We start from the raw sequence: 17,296 nt of genomic DNA, 5'->3' as shown, positions 1-17,296 counted from the left end.
CTCCTCCTCGCAGCTGGCCCGGCGCCGACCCGGCCGGCACCGGCCGGCCCGCGGCGCTCAGGGCATGAGCACAGGGCGACCGCGCCAGGTGAGGCGCCGCCGCTTGCGCAGATAGTAGGACCGGATCACGAGCCAACCGAGCAGCGCGACCGAGACCGGATGTGCCAATCCGTCCGGGACCGGCCGGCCCCCGGTGGCCCGCGCCGCCACCACCCGGCCGACGACCCCGAGCGCGTAGCCGGCCACCCCGGCCGTGGCCAGCCCGGCAGCGGCCGGCCCGGCCCCGCCGACCAGGCCGGCCAGGCCCGCCACGGCCAGCACCGGCGGTACGGCGTACAGGATCAGCAGCGTGGCCACGACGGCGGCCGCACCGACCGGCGATGGCAGCGACGCCCACAGCGACTTGGTGTAGCCGGCGGACAGCTCGCGCCACGACCCGTACATCCGGCAGGTCGCCAGCGCCGACCCGTCGGCCAGGGCGATCCGGTCGCCGGCCCGCTTGACCGCCCGGGCCAGCGCGATGTCCTCCAGCACCTGGTCACGCACGGCCGCGTGCCCGCCGGCCCGGTCGTACGCCGCCCGGTCGACCAGCAGGAACTGGCCACCGGCGGCGGCCAGCGAGGTACGCGGCGAGCGTTCCATCGCCCGCAGCGGCAGGAACGTCAACCAGGTCCACTGCAGCAGCGGCTGCACCAGCCGTTCACCGGCCGAGCCGGCCACGATCCGCGGGTACGGGCTGAGCAGCTGGGCCGGCACGGCCCGCAGGGTGGCGACGGCGGCGGCGACCGCGTCCGGGGCGAGGACCACGTCGGCGTCGACGAAGACCAGTACGCCGGCCGGCGTGCCGTCGGCCCGCGCATCGTCGGCCGGTGCGGCTGCGTCGGCCAGCTGCTGGCAGGCGTGCGGTTTGCCCAGCCAACCGGGCGGCAGGCCGGTGCCGGTCAGTAGCCGGACCCGGGGGTCGGTGCCGGCGATCCCGGCGACCACCTCGGCGGTGCCGTCGGTCGAGCCGTCGTCGAGTACGACGATCCGCCAGTCGGTGAGCTGCCGTTGGGCCAGCAGCGCCCGCAGGCACGGCGTCACCCGGTCTGCCTCGTCACGCAGCGGCAGCAGGATCGACACCGGTTCGGTCACCGGGGCCGTCACCGCGACCGGGCGGCGCAGCCAGCGCAGCGCGTTGACCAGGGTCAGCGCGGTCAGCGCCAGCAGCACCGCCACGATGGCGGTCGCGCCGACGGCGGCCGCCGTCCACCCACTCATCGGCGGCGGGCGCGGATCAGCGCCACCGCGAACGGGACCGCGACCAGCCCCATCCCCAGCCCGCCCCAGCCGGCCGACGCCGGCAGCCCGAGGAACACCGCGTGGGCGAGCACGCTCGACGCGTACGTCCACAGGTACAGCGCGTACATCGGCGGGTCCGCCGCCGGCTCGGCCCGACCGGCGGCACCGGTGAGCTGCAACAACGCCATCATCACCGCCGCCACGGCGAGCCAGCCCAGGTAGTTGCCGACCGGGATGTCCGCCACTCCGGGCAGCGCCGGTTCGGTGTCCAGCCAGGTCCAGTGGCCTTCGGCGACCATCTGCGGGTCGAGGAAGAGATCCCAGGCGGCCAGCGCGACCGCGCCGACGGCGACCCGGGCCGCCGCGCTGCGGGCCGTCGCGCCGCTGACCAGCCGCGTCGCGACCAGCCAGGCCGGCCAGGCCATCCAGGTCCAGGCCAGCGGGATGATCACCGGTACGCCGAGCAGCTTCGGCCCGAGCGTGCCGGCGTAGTCGTAGCCGCCGAACGGGAACCCGGTCGCCACCCCGCAGGCCTCGACCGCCAGCCCACCGCCGGTGGTGACCAGCACCAGCGCGGCGGCGCTGCGCGGCCCCCGGCTGAGCACGGCGTGGCCCACCGACAGGACGAAGCCGATCACCACGGTGGCGACGGTCAGCACCGTCCGCCCGCCGCCGTCAGTCAGCGGGTAGCCGATCTGGGCGGCGACCAGCAGCGCTAGGACCGCCCAGGGCAGCGTTCGCCGCAGGTTCATGAGCGTCGCGGGGTCGGGGCGGCGTCCGGGTGGGCGGCCGGCTGCGGTTGCGGCAACGGCAACGTACGGCCCAGCACCGCGAAGGCCCGTTCGTCGCCGGGGAAGTGGAAGTGGCGCAGTACGTCGACGAAGCCGAACCGGCGGTACAACCGCCAGGCCCGGGACCGCTGCTCGTCGGCCTCGGGGGTGGACAGCAGCGTGGTCGTGCCGGCGGCCATGTGCAGCAGGGTACGCAGCTGGTGCGCGCCGAGCCCGTGGCCCTGTGCCTGCGGATGCACGTGCAGTTCGACGACTTCGAAGCAGTCGGCGAGCCAGGTCTGCCGCTGTGACCGGGGCAGCGCGCCGCGTACCTGGTCGTGCCACCACTGGCCGGCGGAGGAGTGGTAGCCGTAGCCGAACCCGGCCAGCGCGCCCTCGTCGGTGAGGGTGGCGACCGCCCGGAACCCGGGGCGACGCACGTGGGTGGCGATGTAGCCGCGCCGGACCTCCAGCAACTCGGCCCGGTAGTTCATCGCCTCACCGTAGACGGCGACCACGTCGTCGAGCCGGCGGAGCAGGTCGTCCGGCAGCCACGGCACCAGCCTCATCGGTGTCCGTCCCTCATCCGCCGCCTGCACCGCATGTCCTGTCCACGTCCTCTCCGAGCCAGCCCAGCACAGCCCGGTCACCGTCGACGCCGAGCACCTCGAACCGGGCGAACAGCTCCTCGGCGTACCACTGTTTCACCGGGGTCTGGGTGATGGCCGCCCGGTGCTCCGGGTGACGGTACGCGAACCGGGTGAGATCCGCCGTACCGCGCCACACGCTGACCGTGCCCTGCCAGCCGAGTGGTGCCTCGCCGATGCCGAACCGGCAGTACAGCCCCTCAGCCTGGGCCAGAGCGGCGGCGACCGGCGGCACCGCCTGCCAGAACGTGACCGCCCGCGCCGGGCGGAGCCGGGCCCGGGTCAACGCCAGCACCGGCCGCCCGGCGTCGGGCTGTCCGCCGCTCGGCGTACCGAACGGGGCGACACCCGACCAGCGTCCCCGGCTGTGCAGTGGCCGCAGGTCGACGCGGACGGCCGCGTCGGCGATGCGCCGCCAGGCCCGCGCGACCGGGCCGGTGTCGAAGCCGGCCGCGGCGGCCGGGTCGGCCCAGGCCACGAGCGCCGCCCACCGGGTCGGGTCGGCGTCGGTGGGGCCGAACCCGGTGCCGGTCCCGGTGCCGAGCATCTTCGCGAACCGTACGCCGTCGACGCGCCGCAGCCGGCGGGCGTCGACGGCCATCCGGGCCAGGACACGCGGCAGCCGTCGGCGGGGCACCCGCCAGACGTGCAGGGTGACCAGCCCGGGCACCGGGCCCGGCGGGTCGGCCGGGTCGTTCACGCCACCTCGGCGGCGGTACCGGCGGTGATCCGCAACAGTTCGGCGTACGTCGTCGGGAACACTGCCCTCGGTACGCCACCGGCGGCCCAGATCTGCGGATACTGCTCCAACGCGACGTCGACCAGGGTACGGACCGGCTTGGGGTGCCCGAGCGGGGCGACGCCGCCGATCGGCTGGCCGGTGTGCTCCCGGACGAACTCCGGGGTGGCCCGGCGCAGCTTGCCGATCCCGAGGTCGGCGGCGACCTTCGCGGTGTCCACCCGGTGCGCGCCGGAGGTCAGCACCAGCAGCGGCTCCCCGTCCGCGTCGAAGATCAACGAGTTGGCGATCTGGCCGACCTCGATGTCGAGCGCGGCCGCCGCCGCGGCGGCGGTGTGCACCGCGTCCGGCAGCAGCCGGACCTGGCAGCCGGTGCCGGAGCCGTCCCGGGCGTCGGCGGCGTTCAGTGCGTCCTGCACCGCCTGCACGTTCGGATGTGTCTGCATGCCCTCTATCTTGCTCGCTGGCGGTCCGCTGCCTGAGGCCGGGAGCACGTGTACCGCCAGCTGAACGGGGCCTACCACCCCGGCCCTGGTCTGGGCCGCGCCGGTCGCCGGGCGGTTACAGTGCCGGCATGGGGGAGTTGAGCACTGAACGGCTGCTGCTGCGGCACTGGCGGGAATCCGATCTGGAGCCCTGGGTGGCGATGAACGCCGACCCGCAGGTACGCGAGTTCTTCCCCGGCCTGGCGACCCGTGAGCAGAGCACCGCCACCATGCTGCGCTGCCAGGCTGGTCTGGAGCAGCGCGGCTGGGGTTGGTGGGCGGTCGAGGTGGTCGACACCGGCGAGTTCATCGGCATGACCGGGCTGGATCCGGTGGACGCAAACATGCCGTTCGACGGGGTGGAGATCGGCTGGCGGCTGCGCCGTACCGCCTGGGGCCACGGGTACGCGAGCGAAGCGGCCCGCGCCTGCCTGGCGTACGGCTTCGATGAGCTGGCGCTGCCGGAGATCGTGGCCCTGACCGCTGTCGGGAACCTACGGTCGCAGGCGGTGATGCGGCGGATCGGGATGACCCGCGACCCGGATGGCGACTTCGACCACCCGAACGTCCCGGACGGCCCGGTACGCCGACACACCTTGTTCCGCATCCAGGCACCGTCGCGCTCACGCTGACCATCCCGGCCGTACGTTGCTTTGGTCCGCCATGGTCACGCCCGCAATCTCCACTCCAGAGTGTTGATTCGATCATTCTTTCCTGATCGGATCAGCTGGTAGATGTCGATATGTGGATCAAGGCCTTCAAAGCGGCCAGGGCAGCGGCGGACGTTTCCCAGGATCAGCTCGCTCCCAAAATCAACTACAGCGCCTCCACCATCGCTGCCGTGGAGACGGGTCGGCGTAGGCCGACCATGACGTTGGCTGTGGGTGCCGACGAAGCCTTGGATACCGGTGGTCTGCTCGCCGAGATGTTGGATCTGATCAACAAGAAACAATCGCCGAGCTGGTTCGCATCATGGCGAACGGTCGAGGACCGTGCTGTCAAGCTGCGGACGTACGAGCCGTTGCTTGTGCCCGGACTGCTCCAGACCGAGGAGTACGCTCGCGCTGTTTTCACCGGCACCGGCCTCTACACCCCGGACGGGGTCGAGGAGCAGGTGTCCATGCGGTTGGATCGCCAGCGGCTGCTCACCAGGGAGAAGCCGCCGGTGTTCGTAGCTGTGGTCGACGAAGGGGCACTTCGTCGCATCGTCGGTGACACCGTCGTCCAGCTTGAGCAGCTCAACTATCTGCTCAAGCTGATCAACGAGCGGCGGCACCCTTCCCGAGGGCGACGACGTGGTGCATGTCGATGGCGTCTTCGGACACCCCGTGGACCATTCGAGCGGCGTGGAGCAGGTGGTGCGGATGTGGGACAGTCTGCTGACCGAGGCGCTTCCCGAGCGTGCCTCTCGTGAACTGATCGAAGGTCTGGTGAAGGAGCTATGAGCGGCATGAGCGCGACACCACAGTGGCGCACCTCGACCAGGTCCGGCAACGGCGGCAACACCTGTGTCGAGGTCGCCGACAATCTTCCTGGTCAGGTGCTGGTCCGCGACAGCAAGGACGTCGCAGGCCCGGTGCTCACCTTTGGTCCGGCCGCCTGGTCTGCCTTCGTGACCGAGCTGGTCACCACCTACTGACCGGCACCGCTCACGATCGGGACCTCGATCACCCGGACGGTCCACGCATGTACTGCGCCACGACGATATTCCTCTGAGGAATAATTATGGATCTTGTGTTGTGTCTGTGGGTGGTTCGGCGCGGCGTTGGTGGCGCACGCCGTTGCCCTGCCTAGGTTCTGGCTTGTCGAAGGTCAGAACTGGGAAAGGCGGGGAACGGCGTGCGTTCTGTCAGCGTATGGGCTGCTCTGCTCGGCGTCGAGCGGGCGGTGGTGGAGGACGTCGAGTTCGACGACGAAGACGCGTTGTTGGTGGTCCATGTACGGGTGCGTAGAGGGGCGCGGCGGCGGTGTCCGTACTGCGGCCGGCGGTGTCCGGGTTTCGACGCCGGTCACGGGCGGCGGCGGTGGCGGGCTCTGGATCTGGGCACGGTCAGGGCGGTCGTCGAGGCCGACGCGCCACGGGTGTCCTGCGCCGAGCACGGCGTGGTGGTCGCGGCGGTGCCGTGGGCGCGTCACAACGCCGGACACACCCGGGCGTTCGACGCCACCGTGGCGTGGCTGGCGGTGCGCACCGCGAAATCGACGGTGTGTCAGCTGATGCGCGTCGGTTGGCGCACCGTCGGGGCGATCGTGGCCAGGGTATGGGCCGACACCGGCGAGGTCACCGACCGGTTCGCCGGGCTGCGTCGGATCGGCATCGACGAGATCGCCTACAAGAAGGGTCACCGGTACCTGACCGTCGTGGTCGACCACGACACCGGCCGACTGGTGTGGGCCGCGCCGGGCAAGGACGCCGCGACGTTGCACGCCTTCTTCGACCAGCTCGGTGAGCAGCGCGCCGCGGCCATCACCCACGTGTCCGCCGACGGCGCCGACACGATCGCGAAGGTCGTCACCCGCCGCTGCCCGCAGGCGGTGCGGTGCGCCGACCCGTTCCACGTCGTGGCCTGGGCCACCGAAGCGCTGGACCTGGTACGCCGACAGGCGTGGAACCAGGCCGCCGGACGCGGCACCGGCCGACGCAACACCGCCCGGGGCGACGCCCGCACACTCAAGAACGCACGGTGGGCCCTGTGGAAGAACCCGGACAACCTCACCGAGGCACAGAAGGCAAAACTCGACTGGATCGCCAGGACCCAGCCCCAGCTGTACCGGGCCTGGGCCCTCAAGGAAGGCCTCCGCGCCGTGTTCGCCATGGCCAAGGACAGCCCGGCAGCGGCACTCGAAGCCCTCGACAGGTGGATCGAGTGGGCCCGCCGCAGCCGTATCGACGCCTTCGTCGAACTCCAACGCCGGATCACACGCCACCGCGACACGATCCGCGCCGCGATCGAACACCAACTGTCCAACGGACTCATCGAGTCAGTCAACGCCAAGATCCGGCTGATCACCCGGATCGCGTTCGGCTTCCACTCACCCCACGCACTGATCGCCCTCGCCATGCTCAGCCTCGGCGGCCACCGACCACAACTACCCAGATGACGATCCAGAACCGACCCACACAAACAACACAAGACCCATAATTATTCCTCAGAGGAATATCGCTCACGCGCGTAGTTGCTCCTCGGGTGGTGACGATCCGTGACGCGTCGGGCCAGTGACACGTCGGGCCAGTGACGGTCGGTCAGGCGGGGACGCAGACGGTGATCGCGGCGGGGACCACCCGTACCTTCATCTTCCTGGCCTGGGCGCGGGCACCGCCGTCGAGCTCGTAGGTCATCGGCTCGGCGAGCCGGACGGAGATCCGCTTCGCCCGGGTGACCCGCACGAACGGCGACTTCTCGGACCGCCCGACCGCCATCCGGCCCAGCGTGCGCGCCCACTCCACCGCGCCCTGTGCCGTGGCCACCCCGACCTCCAGCCAGCCGTCGTCGGGCTGGGCGTCGTCGAAGGCGTGGATCCCACCGGTGATCCTGCCGACGTTGCCGACCAGGACGCAGCTGGCCGGTTCGTCGAACCAGGTCGTCCCGTCGACCTTGATCCGCACCTTGGGGGCGACGCCGCGGACGTGGCGCAGGCCGGTCCAGACGTACGCCAGTTTGCCGGCCCGGTCCTTGAGGTCGCGGTCGGCGTCGCGGATCAGCCGGCCGTCGAAGCCGGCCCCGGCCATCACCGCGAAGTGCTCGCCGTTGAGTCTGCCCAGGTCGAGCTGGCGTCGCCGGCCCTCGAAACCGATCCGGACCGCCTCGCCCAGATCGTCGGGGATGCCCAGGTTGCCGGCGAGCAGGTTCGCCGTACCGGCCGGGACGATCGCCACCGTGGCCCCGGAGCCGGCGAGGGCGTCCATGGTGCGCTGCACCATCCCGTCGCCGCCCCACACGAAGACCAGGTCGGCACCGCGTTCGACAGCCCGCCGGGCCTTCTTCGGCGCCTTGCGGCTCTTCGGCACCTCGTACCAGTCGATGTCCGACGCGCCGTGCCCGGCGATCGCCGCCCGCAGCTCGTCCAGGCCGCCACCGAGGCTCTTCTTGCGGTGGGCGACGACGGCGACGCGTCTCGGTGCACTCATGCCGGCGCTCTTACCCGCCGGACGGCCCCGTTACGCCGACCCGGGCGACCGGCGGCGGTGGCGGGGCGTCGGGCACCGGCGGGGTGGCCGGCGGACCACCGGGCCGGGCCGTCTCGGCCAGGACGACGCCGACGGTCACCAGCGCGCCGCCGGCCAACTGGACCGGGGTCAACGCCTCGCCGGCGCCGAGGATCAGCCAGGCGACCGCGGCTGCCAGCACCGGTTCGAGCATGGCGACGATGCCGACGCTGGTGGCCGGCAGGTGCCGCAGCGCGGCGGTGATCAGCAGGTACGGCACGATCGAGCCCAGGACCACCACGTAGCAGCAGAGCAGCGCGACCGGTACGCCGCCGTCGGTGCGGGTGAGCAGCGGCTGCCAGCCGTCCAGCCCGGCGGTGGCCCCGCGCAGGACCAGCCCGGCGACCGCCGACGCGCCGAACGCCAGGGTGGTCAGCGACAGCGCGTCGCGGTCGCGCACACCACGGGCACCGATCAGGAAGTACGCGGCGAGCATCACCGCCGCGCCGAGCCCGGCGGCCACCCCGAGCGCGTCGAGGGTGAGCCCGCCCCACACCTGCGCGACGCAGGCGAGCCCGACCAGGCTCAGGCCCAGCCCGGCCCAGATCCGTGACCGCACCTGCTGGCGCTGCACCGCCCACGCCCACAGCGCCACCATCAGCGGCGCGGTGTACTCGAACAGCAGGGCGATGCCGACCGGGAGCCGGGCGATCGCCACGAAGTAGAGCATCGGCACCAGGAAGAACCCGGTCAGGCCGTACGCGACGAGCAGCGGCACCTCGCGGCGACGTACCCGTAGCCGGCGCACCCCGGGTCGCAGCACCACGCTGAGCACCAGCAGCCCGGCGAACGCGCCGACCGCCCGCAGTACGGTCAGCTGCGGGGCGTCCAGCCCGGCGCGCAGCACCAGCTTCGAGACGGTGCCGTTGATCGCGAACAGGGCGCTGGCCCCGATGACCAGGGCCAGGCCGAGCAACGGCCGGCGCAGGTACGCAGTTGTCACGCCGGTGAGGCTACCGCCGCACATGTCAGCGCCCCAGCGGGTATGGCTCCTTACCGAAGGGCGGAAAATCGCTGGGCGGCCGACGGGTGTCTACGGCACGATCCGCATATGGCCTTCATCGAAGCTGATGGTTTGACCAAACGGTTCCGCCGGCCGGTGAAGGACCCGGGTCTGCGCGGCGCACTGAAACACCTGGTCACCCGGAGGTTCTCCGACCATGCCGCGGTCGACGGCATCAACCTGCGGGTCGAGGCGGGCGAGGCGGTGGCGTACGTCGGCCCGAACGGTGCCGGCAAGTCGACCACCGTGAAGCTGCTCGCCGGCATTCTGGTGCCGACCGCCGGGGAGGTCCGCGTCGGTGGAGTGGTGCCGCACCGGCAGCGGGTCGCCAACGCCCGGCAGATCGGTGTGCTGTTCGGTCAACGTACCCAGCTGTGGTGGGACCTGCCGGTGCGCGAGTCCCTGGCCCTGCTGCGCGACCTGTACGACCTCGACGCCGCCACCTACCGCGAGCAGTTGGCGCGCTTCGACGACGTCCTCGGCCTCGGCGAGCTGCTGCCGGTGGTGGCCCGCAAACTCTCCCTCGGTCAGCGGATGCGCGCCGATCTGGCCGCCGCGCTGCTGCACCGGCCCCGGGTGGTCTACCTCGACGAGCCGACCATCGGGCTGGACATCGCCGTCAAGGACCGGGTCCGGGCGTTCCTGCGGGAGCTGCGCGCCGACGGCACCACGCTGATCCTGACCACCCACGACCTCGGCGACATCGAGGACGTCTGCCAGCGGATCGTGATCATCGACCAGGGGCGGATCATCTACGACGGGCCGCTGACCGGGGTGAAGGACCAGTTCGCCCGGCACCGGTCGATGCACCTGCACCTGGCCGACCCGTTGCCGTACGGCGCGGTCACCGCCGCGCTGCCCGGCGTCGAGGTGACGGCGGGCCAGACGCCGGGGGAGTTCACCGTCCGGTTCGACCGGTTCGTGGTCACCGCCGGCCAGGTGATCGCGGCCGTGTCGGCGGTGTCCGAGGTACGCGACCTGCGCATCGACGAGCCGGCCATCGAGGACGTGGTCCGCAAGGTGTACGCCGGTGAGCTGCGCCTGGAGCCGGCCCCGTGACCACCCTCGGGGCCGGTACGCCGACCCGGCCGGCGCTGGTCCGCCCGTACCGGGCGTTGGCCCGGGTGGCGGCGCGCAGCACCCTGGCGTACCCGTTGAGTTTCGTCCTCGGCATGGCCGGGGTGCTGCTGCAACTGCTCGCCATGCTGTCGATCTGGGCGGTGCTGCTCGGCTCCGGGACCAGCATCGGCGGGTTCACCTGGCCGCAGATGAAGGCGTACCTGCTGATCGCCTACGTCACCGGGGCGTTGATGTCGTTCGGTGACTGGGACATGGCCGCCCGGATCCGCGACGGGATGGTCGCGGTCGATCTGACCCGGCCGGTCGACTACCAGCGGGCCCGGTTCGCCGAGACGGTCGGTGTCGCCGTCGTCGAGGTCGCCTTCTCGTTGGTGGTGTGTGCGGTGGTGCTGGCGGTCACCGGGCCGGTCCCGGTGCCGTCGCCGGGGCAGGCGGCGCTGTTCGCGGTCAGCGCCGCGCTGGTGCTGCCGCTGCGGTTCACGACCGTCTACCTGACGGCGTTGCTCTGCTTCTGGACGCAGAACATCTTCGGGGTGTCGTTGGCCCGGCAGGCGATCACCAACCTGTTCTCCGGTTCCCTGGTGCCGTTGACGCTGCTGCCCGGCTGGTTGCAGGCGATCGCGGCGGTGCTGCCGTTCGCCGGGATGACCTTCACCCCGGCGACGATCTACCTCGGGCAGGCGACCGGGGCCGACGCGTGGCGGCTGATCGGCATCCAGGCGGTGTGGACGGTGGCCCTGTGGTGGGGTGCCCGGCTGGCCTGGCGGACGGCAGTGCGCCAACTGACCGTACACGGGGGTTGATCATGCGACCGCGTACCGGCCCGAGCCGGACCGGCCTGCGCCGGGGTGTGCGGCTCTACCGACGCAGCCTCGGCGCCCACCTGCGGGCCACCCTGGAGTACGAGGCCGACTTCTGGATTTTGGTCGCCGGTTCGGCGTTGACCCAGCTGGTCGGCCTGGCCTTTCTCGGCGCGGTCTTCTCCCGGGTGCCGCAGGTCAACGGCTGGACCTTCGCCGAGGTGGTGCTGATCTACTCGGTCGTGGTGCTCTCCGACGCGGTCGGGCCGCTGCTGTTCGAGGGCATGTGGCGGCTGCCGTGGCTGGTCAACAAGGGGGAGCTGGACTACAAGCTGGTCCGGCCGTACCCGGTGGTGCTGCAGGTGCTCAGCGACGACGTCGGCATCAACGGGCTGGGCAACCTGGTGACCGGTGGGGCGATGTTCGGTTGGGCGTTGTGGCGCGTCGACGTCGCCTGGTCGCCGGCGCTGGTGCTCGGCGGGCTGGGACTGTTCGCCAGCGGCATGGCGATCAAGCTGTCGATCAACCTGGCCACCAACTCGTCGGCGTTCTGGATGCAGAGTCCCCATTCGATCTTCGCGTACGCGGTGCATCAGATCGGCGACCTGGCCCGCTACCCGGTGTCGGTCTACACGTTCGGGGTACGGCTGGTGCTGGTCGTCGGGTTGCCGTTCGCGTTCGTCAGCTTCTTCCCGGCCAGCGCGGTCCTCGGTGACGGCACCGGCGACCGGGTCGGGGTGGGCCCGGCCTGGCTGGGCTGGCTGACCCCGCTGGTCGCCGCCTACTGCGTGGCGGTGGCGGCGCTGGTCTTCCGCGCCGGGCTGCGCCGCTACGAGTCGGCCGGCAACTGAGTGACCGACCAGTAGTGTCGACGTATGGATTGATCTATATTTCCTGCCATGGTGTCTCCGGCCCGTTGGCGACGTGCCGTCGCCGGGCTCGCCGCGTCCCTGCTCGCCGCCACCGTCGCGGTCGTCGCCCTGCCCGCCCCGGCGCTCGCCGCCGACGCCAGCTACCGCACGCTGCGTACCGCCAGCAACCCGGACTGGCTGCGTCGAGTGCCCGACGGTACCAACCTGGCGGCGCTGTCGCTGCCCGGCACCCACCAGAGCCTGTCCATCCACGGCGGTGCCTGGACCCAGACCCAGGAGAACCACGGCAACAGCGCGGCCACCCTCACCGCCCAGCTCGACGCCGGCATCCGGGTGGTCGACATCCGGGTACGGATCAACGCCGGCAACACTTTCACCGTCCATCATGGCGCCGTCTACCAGCAGGCCAACTTCGACGACGTGCTGCGGGTGCTCGGCGGGTTCCTCGGCCAGCGGCCCAGCGAGACCGTGGTCATGCGGCTCAAGCACGAGTGCACCGGCGAGTTCGGCTCCTGTGCGGACGCGACCGGCCAGCTCGCCTTCCCGGACATCTTCGACCGCTACCGCGACGCCCGACCGGGGCTGTTCTGGGCGCCGTCGGTGAACCGGTCGACCGCCGCCGCCACCCCGACGCTGGGCGCGGTCCGTGGCCGGGTCGTCCTGGCCGTGGCGCACGGTCCGCGCGGCGGTCGGTACGGCCAGTACGGGCTCGCCCAGTTCGCCGACTGGGGACACGGCTCGTCGACCTACGTGCAGGACGAGTACGACGTACCGAACGTCGGGGCGATCGCGACCAAACGCGACCAGGTCCGCCGGCACCTCGACGCCACCAGCGCCGGTGACCCCACCAAGCTGTACGTCAACTTCGCCAGCGGCTCCAGTGTCTTTGCCACTCCGGCGGCGGTGGCTGGCGGCGCGCTCGGTGTGCAGGGGGTCGACCCGTTCCTGCTGATCTACCTCAACGAGGGCCCCGAGGTGCATCCGCCGGTACACCGTACCGGGCTGTTGATGCTGGACTTCCCCGGTGGCGGGCTGATCGACCGGATCATCGCGGTGAACGGGGGCTGACGTGTCAGCGCAGGCCCATCGATTCCACGTACCGCTCGGCGGCGTTCGGGTACGGCAACGCCAGCGCGTTGCGGCAGTACCGACCGTCGGCGCGGGTCAGCAACTCGGTCTCGACCAGGTAGCGGCGGACAGTGACGTGGTCGACGTCGCCGCCGTCGCACCAGTGACGCAGCAACTCGTCGACCGCCGGCTCGTCGTAGACGATGTCACGGTCGAAACACGCCTCGACGATATGCGTCAGCACCGCGCGGCGCCGCGCCTGCCGCGCCGGCATCGAGATCAGGCGGCCGTCGCGGATGAACGGGCTCAACTCGTCGCTCATCGCAGTCCTTTCGTGGGTTCTCCGGCCGTGCGGTGGGCGGATACGCGACCCGGCGTGGGGACCTCACCGCGTGAGGCGTACGGGTTTGCCCGGGCCGCTGCGGCGCACGAGCCAGGCTTCGGTGATGTGGGTGAACATCGCCGCGGCGGCGCCGTCCGGGTCGTGTGCGGCGATGCGTTCGTAGATTCGTCGGTGGCCGCGGTTGGAGGCCACGCAGAGCGACCGTTCGGTCCGGCCCATGTACCGAGCGGTGTTGACGACCTGGCTCTCCAACGCCCGGATGACGCCACGGGCGATGCGATTGCCGGACGCCTGCATGATCGTGTCGTGGAAGGCCCGGTCATGGTCGTGGTAGGTGACGTGGTCGTCGACGAGTTCGTCCATCCGCTCGACCAGGCCGCGTAGCCGATCGATGGTGTTCTGATCGGCCAGCCGGGCGGCGACGTTGGCCATGTCCGACTCCAGTACGCGTCGGGTGACGACGAGATCGTCGAGGATCGACAGGCTGTCGTCCTCGGCGATGGTCGCCGCGAGGACGTGTTCGTCGAGCATGTCCCACATCGACGCCGGGGTGACGATGGTGCCGCTGCCCTGGCGGATCTGCACCAGCCCTTTCTCCTGAAGGATCTTCACGGCCTCCCGGACGACGGTCCGGCTGACCGAGAAGGTCTCGCAGAGGACCGGTTCGGCGGGCAGTGTCGTGCCCGACGGGTGCACCCCGCGAACGATGCGTTCCACCAGTTCGGCGGTGACCGCCGTGGCGAGATTGGCTGGTCGTCGCGTCCAGGCCGGGGGTGTCGAAGCGTTCGGCGCGGTCTGCTGCGTTGCCGTCATGGTTCCCTCCGGGTGGTCGCCGTCCCACGACCTCCGTGGTCAGTGTACGTCCACCCCTTGACGTCACACGTCATACGAGTTACGTTCATGTAAATCTATCTCGCCCGAAGACCGGTTTCGTCCCGGCCCCCTCTTCGAAAGTGAGCAGCGATGAAGTACCGAACTGCGGTGTCGGTCGCCCTCGTCGCGGGTCTGGCCCTGGCCGGCTGTGGGAGCGCCACGGGATCGCGCTCCCCGTCCGGCGGCTCGGACGACACACTGGTGGTCTGGGACTGGAAGTCCGGCGACCCCGCGTCCGCCGCCTACATCGACAAGGCGAAGGCCGACTTCGCCCGCACCCACCCGGACGTCACCGTCGAGTTCGTCGCGCAGCCTTTCGACCAGTACTACACCCTGCTCGGCGCGGCCATCCAGGCCGGCAAAGGGCCCGATGTCGTTCTCTTCAACGGAGGCGGCCAGATCCGCGACCGCGTCGACGCGCTCCTGCCACTCGACGAGTTCGTGGCCGACGACCGGCAGCGCCTGGCGGGTTGGGAGGCGTTCACCAAGGACGGCCGGACATACGCCGCGCCGGTGACGTTGCAGGGCCATCCGATCTACTACAACAAGGCGCTCTACGAGGCGGCCGGGCTCGATCCGGCGGCACCGGCCACGACCTGGGACCAGTTCGTCGACGACTGCGCGACGATCACCGGGGCGACCGGCGCGAAATGCTTCGCCCTCGGCAACAAGGAAGGTTTCGGCATCCAGTTCTTCCTGTCCGGCCTCGCGTCGGGGATCCTCACCCCCGACGAGTACGACGCCTGGATCGACGGAAAGCGTGACTGGGAATCGCCCAACGTCAAACGGATCTTCCAACTGTGGAAAGAGGCCGGCGACAAAGGGCTGAACAACGACGGCGCCAACTCGACCGCGATGTTCAACGACGCGTTCGCGCTGTTCCAGTCCGGTGAGGCCGCGCACGTGATCGGACTGATGTCCGACGTGGGGCACTGGAAGGACTTCAGCGAGTTCCTGGCACCCGACACCCTCGGCGTCATGGCGGCCCCGGTCGCCACCACCGGCGCCGTCGCGAGCCTGCCCTACGACGGCGGCATCGGCTACGCGGTCGCCAGGTGGACGGCCGACCCCCAGGTCGCGGCGGACCTGGTGCGCTCCCTGACCTCGACCGAGGCCCTGACCGCCTTCTACCAGGAGGCCGGCGCCATCGCCTCGGACACCACGATCGACGTCTCCCGCAGCGGACCGGCCGTCGCCACGATCGTGCCGCAGCTCGACTCCGGGAAGGCCGCCCTGCACGTCGCGCTCTCCTCGAAGACCCTGGACCTGATGGGAAGACTCTCCCAGCAACTACTCAGCGGCTCGGTCACCGTGGACGATGCCGTACGGCAGTTGGCTGACTCCGACCACGTGGGCTGAGCCGTGTCGATCACCGAGTCCCCGCCGGTGCTCCGACGGCGGTCCGCCGGCCGGCGCGCCGACCAGCGGTGGTCCGCCGGCCGACGCGCCGAACGCCTCGCCCCGTACGTCCTGGTGGCCCCGGCGGTGCTCGTCATCGTCGTGCTGCGGTTGTGGCCGCTCCTGCTGGGGGTCAACTTCTCCTTCACCGGCGACGGCGACCGCGACGGTACGGCGGTCGGCCTCGACAACTACCTCGAGTTGTTCGGTGACCCGCTGTTCCAGCAGGCACTGGGCAACGTGGGGCTGCTGGTGCTGCTCCTGCCGGTGGCCGTGGCGGTCCCGGGCCTGATCGCGACCTTCATCTACCTGCGGGTTCCCGGACACCGCTGGTACCGCAGCGTCTACTTCTTCCCGGCGGTGCTCTCGCCGGTCATCGTCGGTGCGATCTTCAACCTTCTGCTCGCCTTCGACGGCCCGCTCAACGCCGCCCTGGCGACGGTGGGCCTGGGGCCGGTCGACTGGCTCGGCGACCCGGCGGTGGCCATGTTCGCGGTCGTCGGCGTACACGTCTGGGCGACGTTCGGGATGGCGCTGGTGGTGTTCCTCGCCGGATTCGCCACCCTGGACGGTGCGCTGCTGGACGCCGCCCGGGTGGACGGCGCGTCGCTGCCGCAGACCATCCGGCACGTGATCGTCCCCAGCCTGATCCGGACGATCCAGTTCGTCTTCGTCACCACCATGATCGGGATGCTGACGTCCATGTTCGGGCTGCTGTACGTGATGACCAGCGGCGGCCCGGAGGGTTCGACGTACCTGCCGGAGTACTACATCTGGATTCAGCAGGGACAGATGAACCGTCCCGCCCTCGCGTCGGCCGCGTCGACGGTCCTGTTCGCCGTCATGCTCGTCGTGGGGCTGGCGCAGATCAGCCTGCTGCGGCGCGCGGGAAGGCAGGACTGATGGGCCGCCGGTGGGTCGTCGGGTGGGTGGTCGCCGTCCCGATGACCCTGCTCGCGCTGGCGACGGTCTACCCGCTGTTCTTCACCGCGAACGTCGCGTCGAAGACCCGGCGCGAGTACGTCCTCGACCGGTTCTCCCTCGCCGACGCGGTGCGCTGGGAGAACCTCGGCACCGCCTGGAACTCCGTCGGGATGGGCCGGTACTTCGCCAACTCCCTGCTCGTCGTGACCTGTTCGGTGCTCCTGCTCCTGCTCGTCGGATCGATGGCGGGGTTCGCGCTGAGCCAGATCCGGTTCCGGGGATCGTCGGTGATCTTCCTGGGCTGCCTGGCGGCGCTCTTCGTTCCCTTCCAGGTGATCATGGTGCCGATCGCCCGGACCATGGCCGACCTCGGCCTCATCGACACCTATCCCGGGCTGGTGCTCGCCTACGTGGCCCAGTTCCTGCCGTTCACGGTGTTCCTCATGACCAGCTACTACCGGACCATTCCGGTGGAGATCGTCGACGCGGCCCGAATCGACGGGAACAGCGCGTACGGCGTGTACCGCAGGATCATGCTGCCGCTGGGTCGGCCGGCGTTGCTGTCGGTCGGCATTCTCGACGCCCTGTTCTGCTGGAACGACGTGCTCATCGCGCTGCTGCTGATGCCGTCGGCCGAGAACCGCACACTCATGGTGGGAGTCACCGCACTGCGCGGCCAGTACTCCGACGACATCCCCACCTTCGCCTCCGGAGTCCTGATCGCCGCGGTTCCCGTACTGGTGATCTATCTCTTTCTGCAGCGGCAGATCGCCGACGGCGTGGCCGCTGGCGCGACGAAGGGTTGA

The 17,296-nt window shown here is 70.8% G+C and carries 20 protein-coding genes; 11 read left to right on the top strand and 9 right to left on the bottom strand.

Annotation, left to right across the window (positions count from 1 at the left end):
* Positions 1-57: 57 nt before the first annotated feature.
* From O7623_RS09900 to O7623_RS09880, 5 genes are read right to left on the bottom strand one after another with little or no spacing between them, the layout of a single operon-like run.
* A complete protein-coding gene (locus tag O7623_RS09900; RefSeq protein WP_282228318.1) occupies positions 58-1,260 on the bottom strand; it encodes a glycosyltransferase in 1,203 nt (400 codons plus the stop codon).
* Complete coding sequence (locus tag O7623_RS09895) at positions 1,257-2,033, bottom strand: carotenoid biosynthesis protein (protein WP_282228317.1); 777 nt, start codon at positions 2,031-2,033, stop codon at positions 1,257-1,259. Before O7623_RS09895 ends, O7623_RS09900 begins: the two co-directional genes overlap by 4 nt.
* Complete coding sequence (locus O7623_RS09890) at positions 2,030-2,620, bottom strand: GNAT family N-acetyltransferase (RefSeq protein ID WP_282228316.1); 591 nt, start codon at positions 2,618-2,620, stop codon at positions 2,030-2,032. The genes O7623_RS09895 and O7623_RS09890 overlap by 4 nt, the downstream gene beginning before the upstream one ends.
* A 13-nt stretch (positions 2,621-2,633) precedes the next feature.
* Positions 2,634-3,398, bottom strand: coding sequence for a monooxygenase (locus tag O7623_RS09885; RefSeq protein ID WP_282228315.1), 765 nt, complete (start codon positions 3,396-3,398; stop codon positions 2,634-2,636).
* Positions 3,395-3,883, bottom strand: a complete 489-nt coding sequence (locus tag O7623_RS09880; protein WP_282228314.1) for a YbaK/EbsC family protein — start codon at positions 3,881-3,883, stop codon at positions 3,395-3,397. The genes O7623_RS09885 and O7623_RS09880 overlap by 4 nt, the downstream gene beginning before the upstream one ends.
* Positions 3,884-4,011: 128 nt before the next feature.
* Here O7623_RS09880 and O7623_RS09875 point away from each other — a divergent pair, with 128 nt between their 5' ends.
* From O7623_RS09875 to O7623_RS09860, 4 genes are all read left to right on the top strand, one after another.
* Positions 4,012-4,554 (top strand): GNAT family N-acetyltransferase, encoded by a 543-nt coding sequence (locus tag O7623_RS09875; RefSeq protein ID WP_282228313.1) that lies wholly within the window; start codon positions 4,012-4,014, stop codon positions 4,552-4,554.
* A gap of 110 nt (positions 4,555-4,664) precedes the next feature.
* Positions 4,665-5,336 carry a helix-turn-helix transcriptional regulator gene (locus O7623_RS09870; RefSeq protein WP_282228312.1) on the top strand — a complete coding sequence of 224 codons (672 nt, stop codon included), beginning with the start codon at positions 4,665-4,667 and terminating at the stop codon, positions 5,334-5,336.
* A gap of 36 nt (positions 5,337-5,372) precedes the next feature.
* Positions 5,373-5,561: a DUF397 domain-containing protein gene (locus O7623_RS09865; protein WP_282228311.1), complete on the top strand. Its 189-nt coding sequence runs from the start codon at positions 5,373-5,375 to the stop codon at positions 5,559-5,561.
* A gap of 200 nt (positions 5,562-5,761) precedes the next feature.
* Complete coding sequence (locus tag O7623_RS09860) at positions 5,762-7,024, top strand: ISL3 family transposase (RefSeq protein WP_282223817.1); 1,263 nt, start codon at positions 5,762-5,764, stop codon at positions 7,022-7,024.
* A gap of 142 nt (positions 7,025-7,166) precedes the next feature.
* Here the strand turns inward: O7623_RS09860 and O7623_RS09855 are convergent, their stop codons facing one another.
* Together O7623_RS09855 and O7623_RS09850 are read right to left on the bottom strand one after the other, a co-directional pair.
* A complete protein-coding gene (locus tag O7623_RS09855; protein ID WP_282228310.1) occupies positions 7,167-8,051 on the bottom strand; it encodes a diacylglycerol kinase family protein in 885 nt (294 codons plus the stop codon).
* Between the two features lie 10 nt (positions 8,052-8,061).
* Positions 8,062-9,072, bottom strand: coding sequence for an EamA family transporter (locus O7623_RS09850; RefSeq protein WP_282228309.1), 1,011 nt, complete (start codon positions 9,070-9,072; stop codon positions 8,062-8,064).
* Positions 9,073-9,180: 108 nt separating this feature from the next.
* Here O7623_RS09850 and O7623_RS09845 point away from each other — a divergent pair, with 108 nt between their 5' ends.
* The 4 genes from O7623_RS09845 to O7623_RS09830 are packed head-to-tail and all read left to right on the top strand — an operon-like array spanning position 9,181 to position 12,952.
* Complete coding sequence (locus O7623_RS09845; protein WP_282228308.1) at positions 9,181-10,191, top strand: ATP-binding cassette domain-containing protein; 1,011 nt, start codon at positions 9,181-9,183, stop codon at positions 10,189-10,191.
* Complete coding sequence (locus O7623_RS09840) at positions 10,188-11,015, top strand: ABC-2 family transporter protein (RefSeq protein ID WP_282228307.1); 828 nt, start codon at positions 10,188-10,190, stop codon at positions 11,013-11,015. Before O7623_RS09845 ends, O7623_RS09840 begins: the two co-directional genes overlap by 4 nt.
* Before the next feature lie 2 nt (positions 11,016-11,017).
* Complete coding sequence (locus O7623_RS09835) at positions 11,018-11,863, top strand: ABC-2 family transporter protein (RefSeq protein WP_282228306.1); 846 nt, start codon at positions 11,018-11,020, stop codon at positions 11,861-11,863.
* Between the two features lie 48 nt (positions 11,864-11,911).
* Positions 11,912-12,952 (top strand): phosphatidylinositol-specific phospholipase C, encoded by a 1,041-nt coding sequence (locus O7623_RS09830; RefSeq protein ID WP_282228305.1) that lies wholly within the window; start codon positions 11,912-11,914, stop codon positions 12,950-12,952.
* Between the two features lie 4 nt (positions 12,953-12,956).
* On the opposite strand, the gene O7623_RS09825 is transcribed toward O7623_RS09830, so the two are convergent.
* Both O7623_RS09825 and O7623_RS09820 read right to left on the bottom strand, forming a co-directional pair.
* Positions 12,957-13,274 carry a DUF2087 domain-containing protein gene (locus O7623_RS09825; protein ID WP_282228304.1) on the bottom strand — a complete coding sequence of 106 codons (318 nt, stop codon included), beginning with the start codon at positions 13,272-13,274 and terminating at the stop codon, positions 12,957-12,959.
* Positions 13,275-13,337: 63 nt separating this feature from the next.
* On the bottom strand, positions 13,338-14,108 hold the full coding sequence (locus O7623_RS09820; RefSeq protein ID WP_282228303.1) for a FadR/GntR family transcriptional regulator: 771 nt from the start codon (positions 14,106-14,108) through the stop codon (positions 13,338-13,340).
* A 150-nt stretch (positions 14,109-14,258) separates the two neighbouring features.
* Here O7623_RS09820 and O7623_RS09815 point away from each other — a divergent pair, with 150 nt between their 5' ends.
* From O7623_RS09815 to O7623_RS09805, 3 genes are read left to right on the top strand one after another with little or no spacing between them, the layout of a single operon-like run.
* Entirely contained in the window at positions 14,259-15,527 is a 1,269-nt protein-coding gene (locus tag O7623_RS09815; protein ID WP_282228302.1) for an extracellular solute-binding protein, read from the top strand.
* Between the two features lie 3 nt (positions 15,528-15,530).
* Positions 15,531-16,469, top strand: a complete 939-nt coding sequence (locus O7623_RS09810; protein WP_282228301.1) for a sugar ABC transporter permease — start codon at positions 15,531-15,533, stop codon at positions 16,467-16,469.
* Positions 16,469-17,296 (top strand): carbohydrate ABC transporter permease, encoded by an 828-nt coding sequence (locus tag O7623_RS09805; protein ID WP_282228300.1) that lies wholly within the window; start codon positions 16,469-16,471, stop codon positions 17,294-17,296. The genes O7623_RS09810 and O7623_RS09805 overlap by 1 nt, the downstream gene beginning before the upstream one ends.

This window comes from Solwaraspora sp. WMMD791 (assembly GCF_029581195.1).
GTDB lineage: Bacteria > Actinomycetota > Actinomycetes > Mycobacteriales > Micromonosporaceae > Micromonospora_E.
The sequence above is the reverse complement of the archived record's forward strand: the minus strand, read 5'-3'. Positions and strand labels throughout refer to the sequence as shown.

Coding starts and splice junctions, on each gene's coding strand:
- O7623_RS09900 (WP_282228318.1), bottom strand. CDS start 1,260: ATGAGTGGGTGGACGGCGGCCGCCGTCGGCGCGACCGCCATCGTGGCG.
- O7623_RS09895 (WP_282228317.1), bottom strand. CDS start 2,033: ATGAACCTGCGGCGAACGCTGCCCTGGGCGGTCCTAGCGCTGCTGGTC.
- O7623_RS09890 (WP_282228316.1), bottom strand. CDS start 2,620: ATGAGGCTGGTGCCGTGGCTGCCGGACGACCTGCTCCGCCGGCTCGAC.
- O7623_RS09880 (WP_282228314.1), bottom strand. CDS start 3,883: ATGCAGACACATCCGAACGTGCAGGCGGTGCAGGACGCACTGAACGCC.
- O7623_RS09875 (WP_282228313.1), top strand. CDS start 4,012: ATGGGGGAGTTGAGCACTGAACGGCTGCTGCTGCGGCACTGGCGGGAA.
- O7623_RS09870 (WP_282228312.1), top strand. CDS start 4,665: ATGTGGATCAAGGCCTTCAAAGCGGCCAGGGCAGCGGCGGACGTTTCC.
- O7623_RS09865 (WP_282228311.1), top strand. CDS start 5,373: ATGAGCGCGACACCACAGTGGCGCACCTCGACCAGGTCCGGCAACGGC.
- O7623_RS09855 (WP_282228310.1), bottom strand. CDS start 8,051: ATGAGTGCACCGAGACGCGTCGCCGTCGTCGCCCACCGCAAGAAGAGC.
- O7623_RS09845 (WP_282228308.1), top strand. CDS start 9,181: ATGGCCTTCATCGAAGCTGATGGTTTGACCAAACGGTTCCGCCGGCCG.
- O7623_RS09835 (WP_282228306.1), top strand. CDS start 11,018: ATGCGACCGCGTACCGGCCCGAGCCGGACCGGCCTGCGCCGGGGTGTG.
- O7623_RS09830 (WP_282228305.1), top strand. CDS start 11,912: ATGGTGTCTCCGGCCCGTTGGCGACGTGCCGTCGCCGGGCTCGCCGCG.
- O7623_RS09825 (WP_282228304.1), bottom strand. CDS start 13,274: ATGAGCGACGAGTTGAGCCCGTTCATCCGCGACGGCCGCCTGATCTCG.
- O7623_RS09820 (WP_282228303.1), bottom strand. CDS start 14,108: ATGACGGCAACGCAGCAGACCGCGCCGAACGCTTCGACACCCCCGGCC.
- O7623_RS09815 (WP_282228302.1), top strand. CDS start 14,259: ATGAAGTACCGAACTGCGGTGTCGGTCGCCCTCGTCGCGGGTCTGGCC.
- O7623_RS09805 (WP_282228300.1), top strand. CDS start 16,469: ATGGGCCGCCGGTGGGTCGTCGGGTGGGTGGTCGCCGTCCCGATGACC.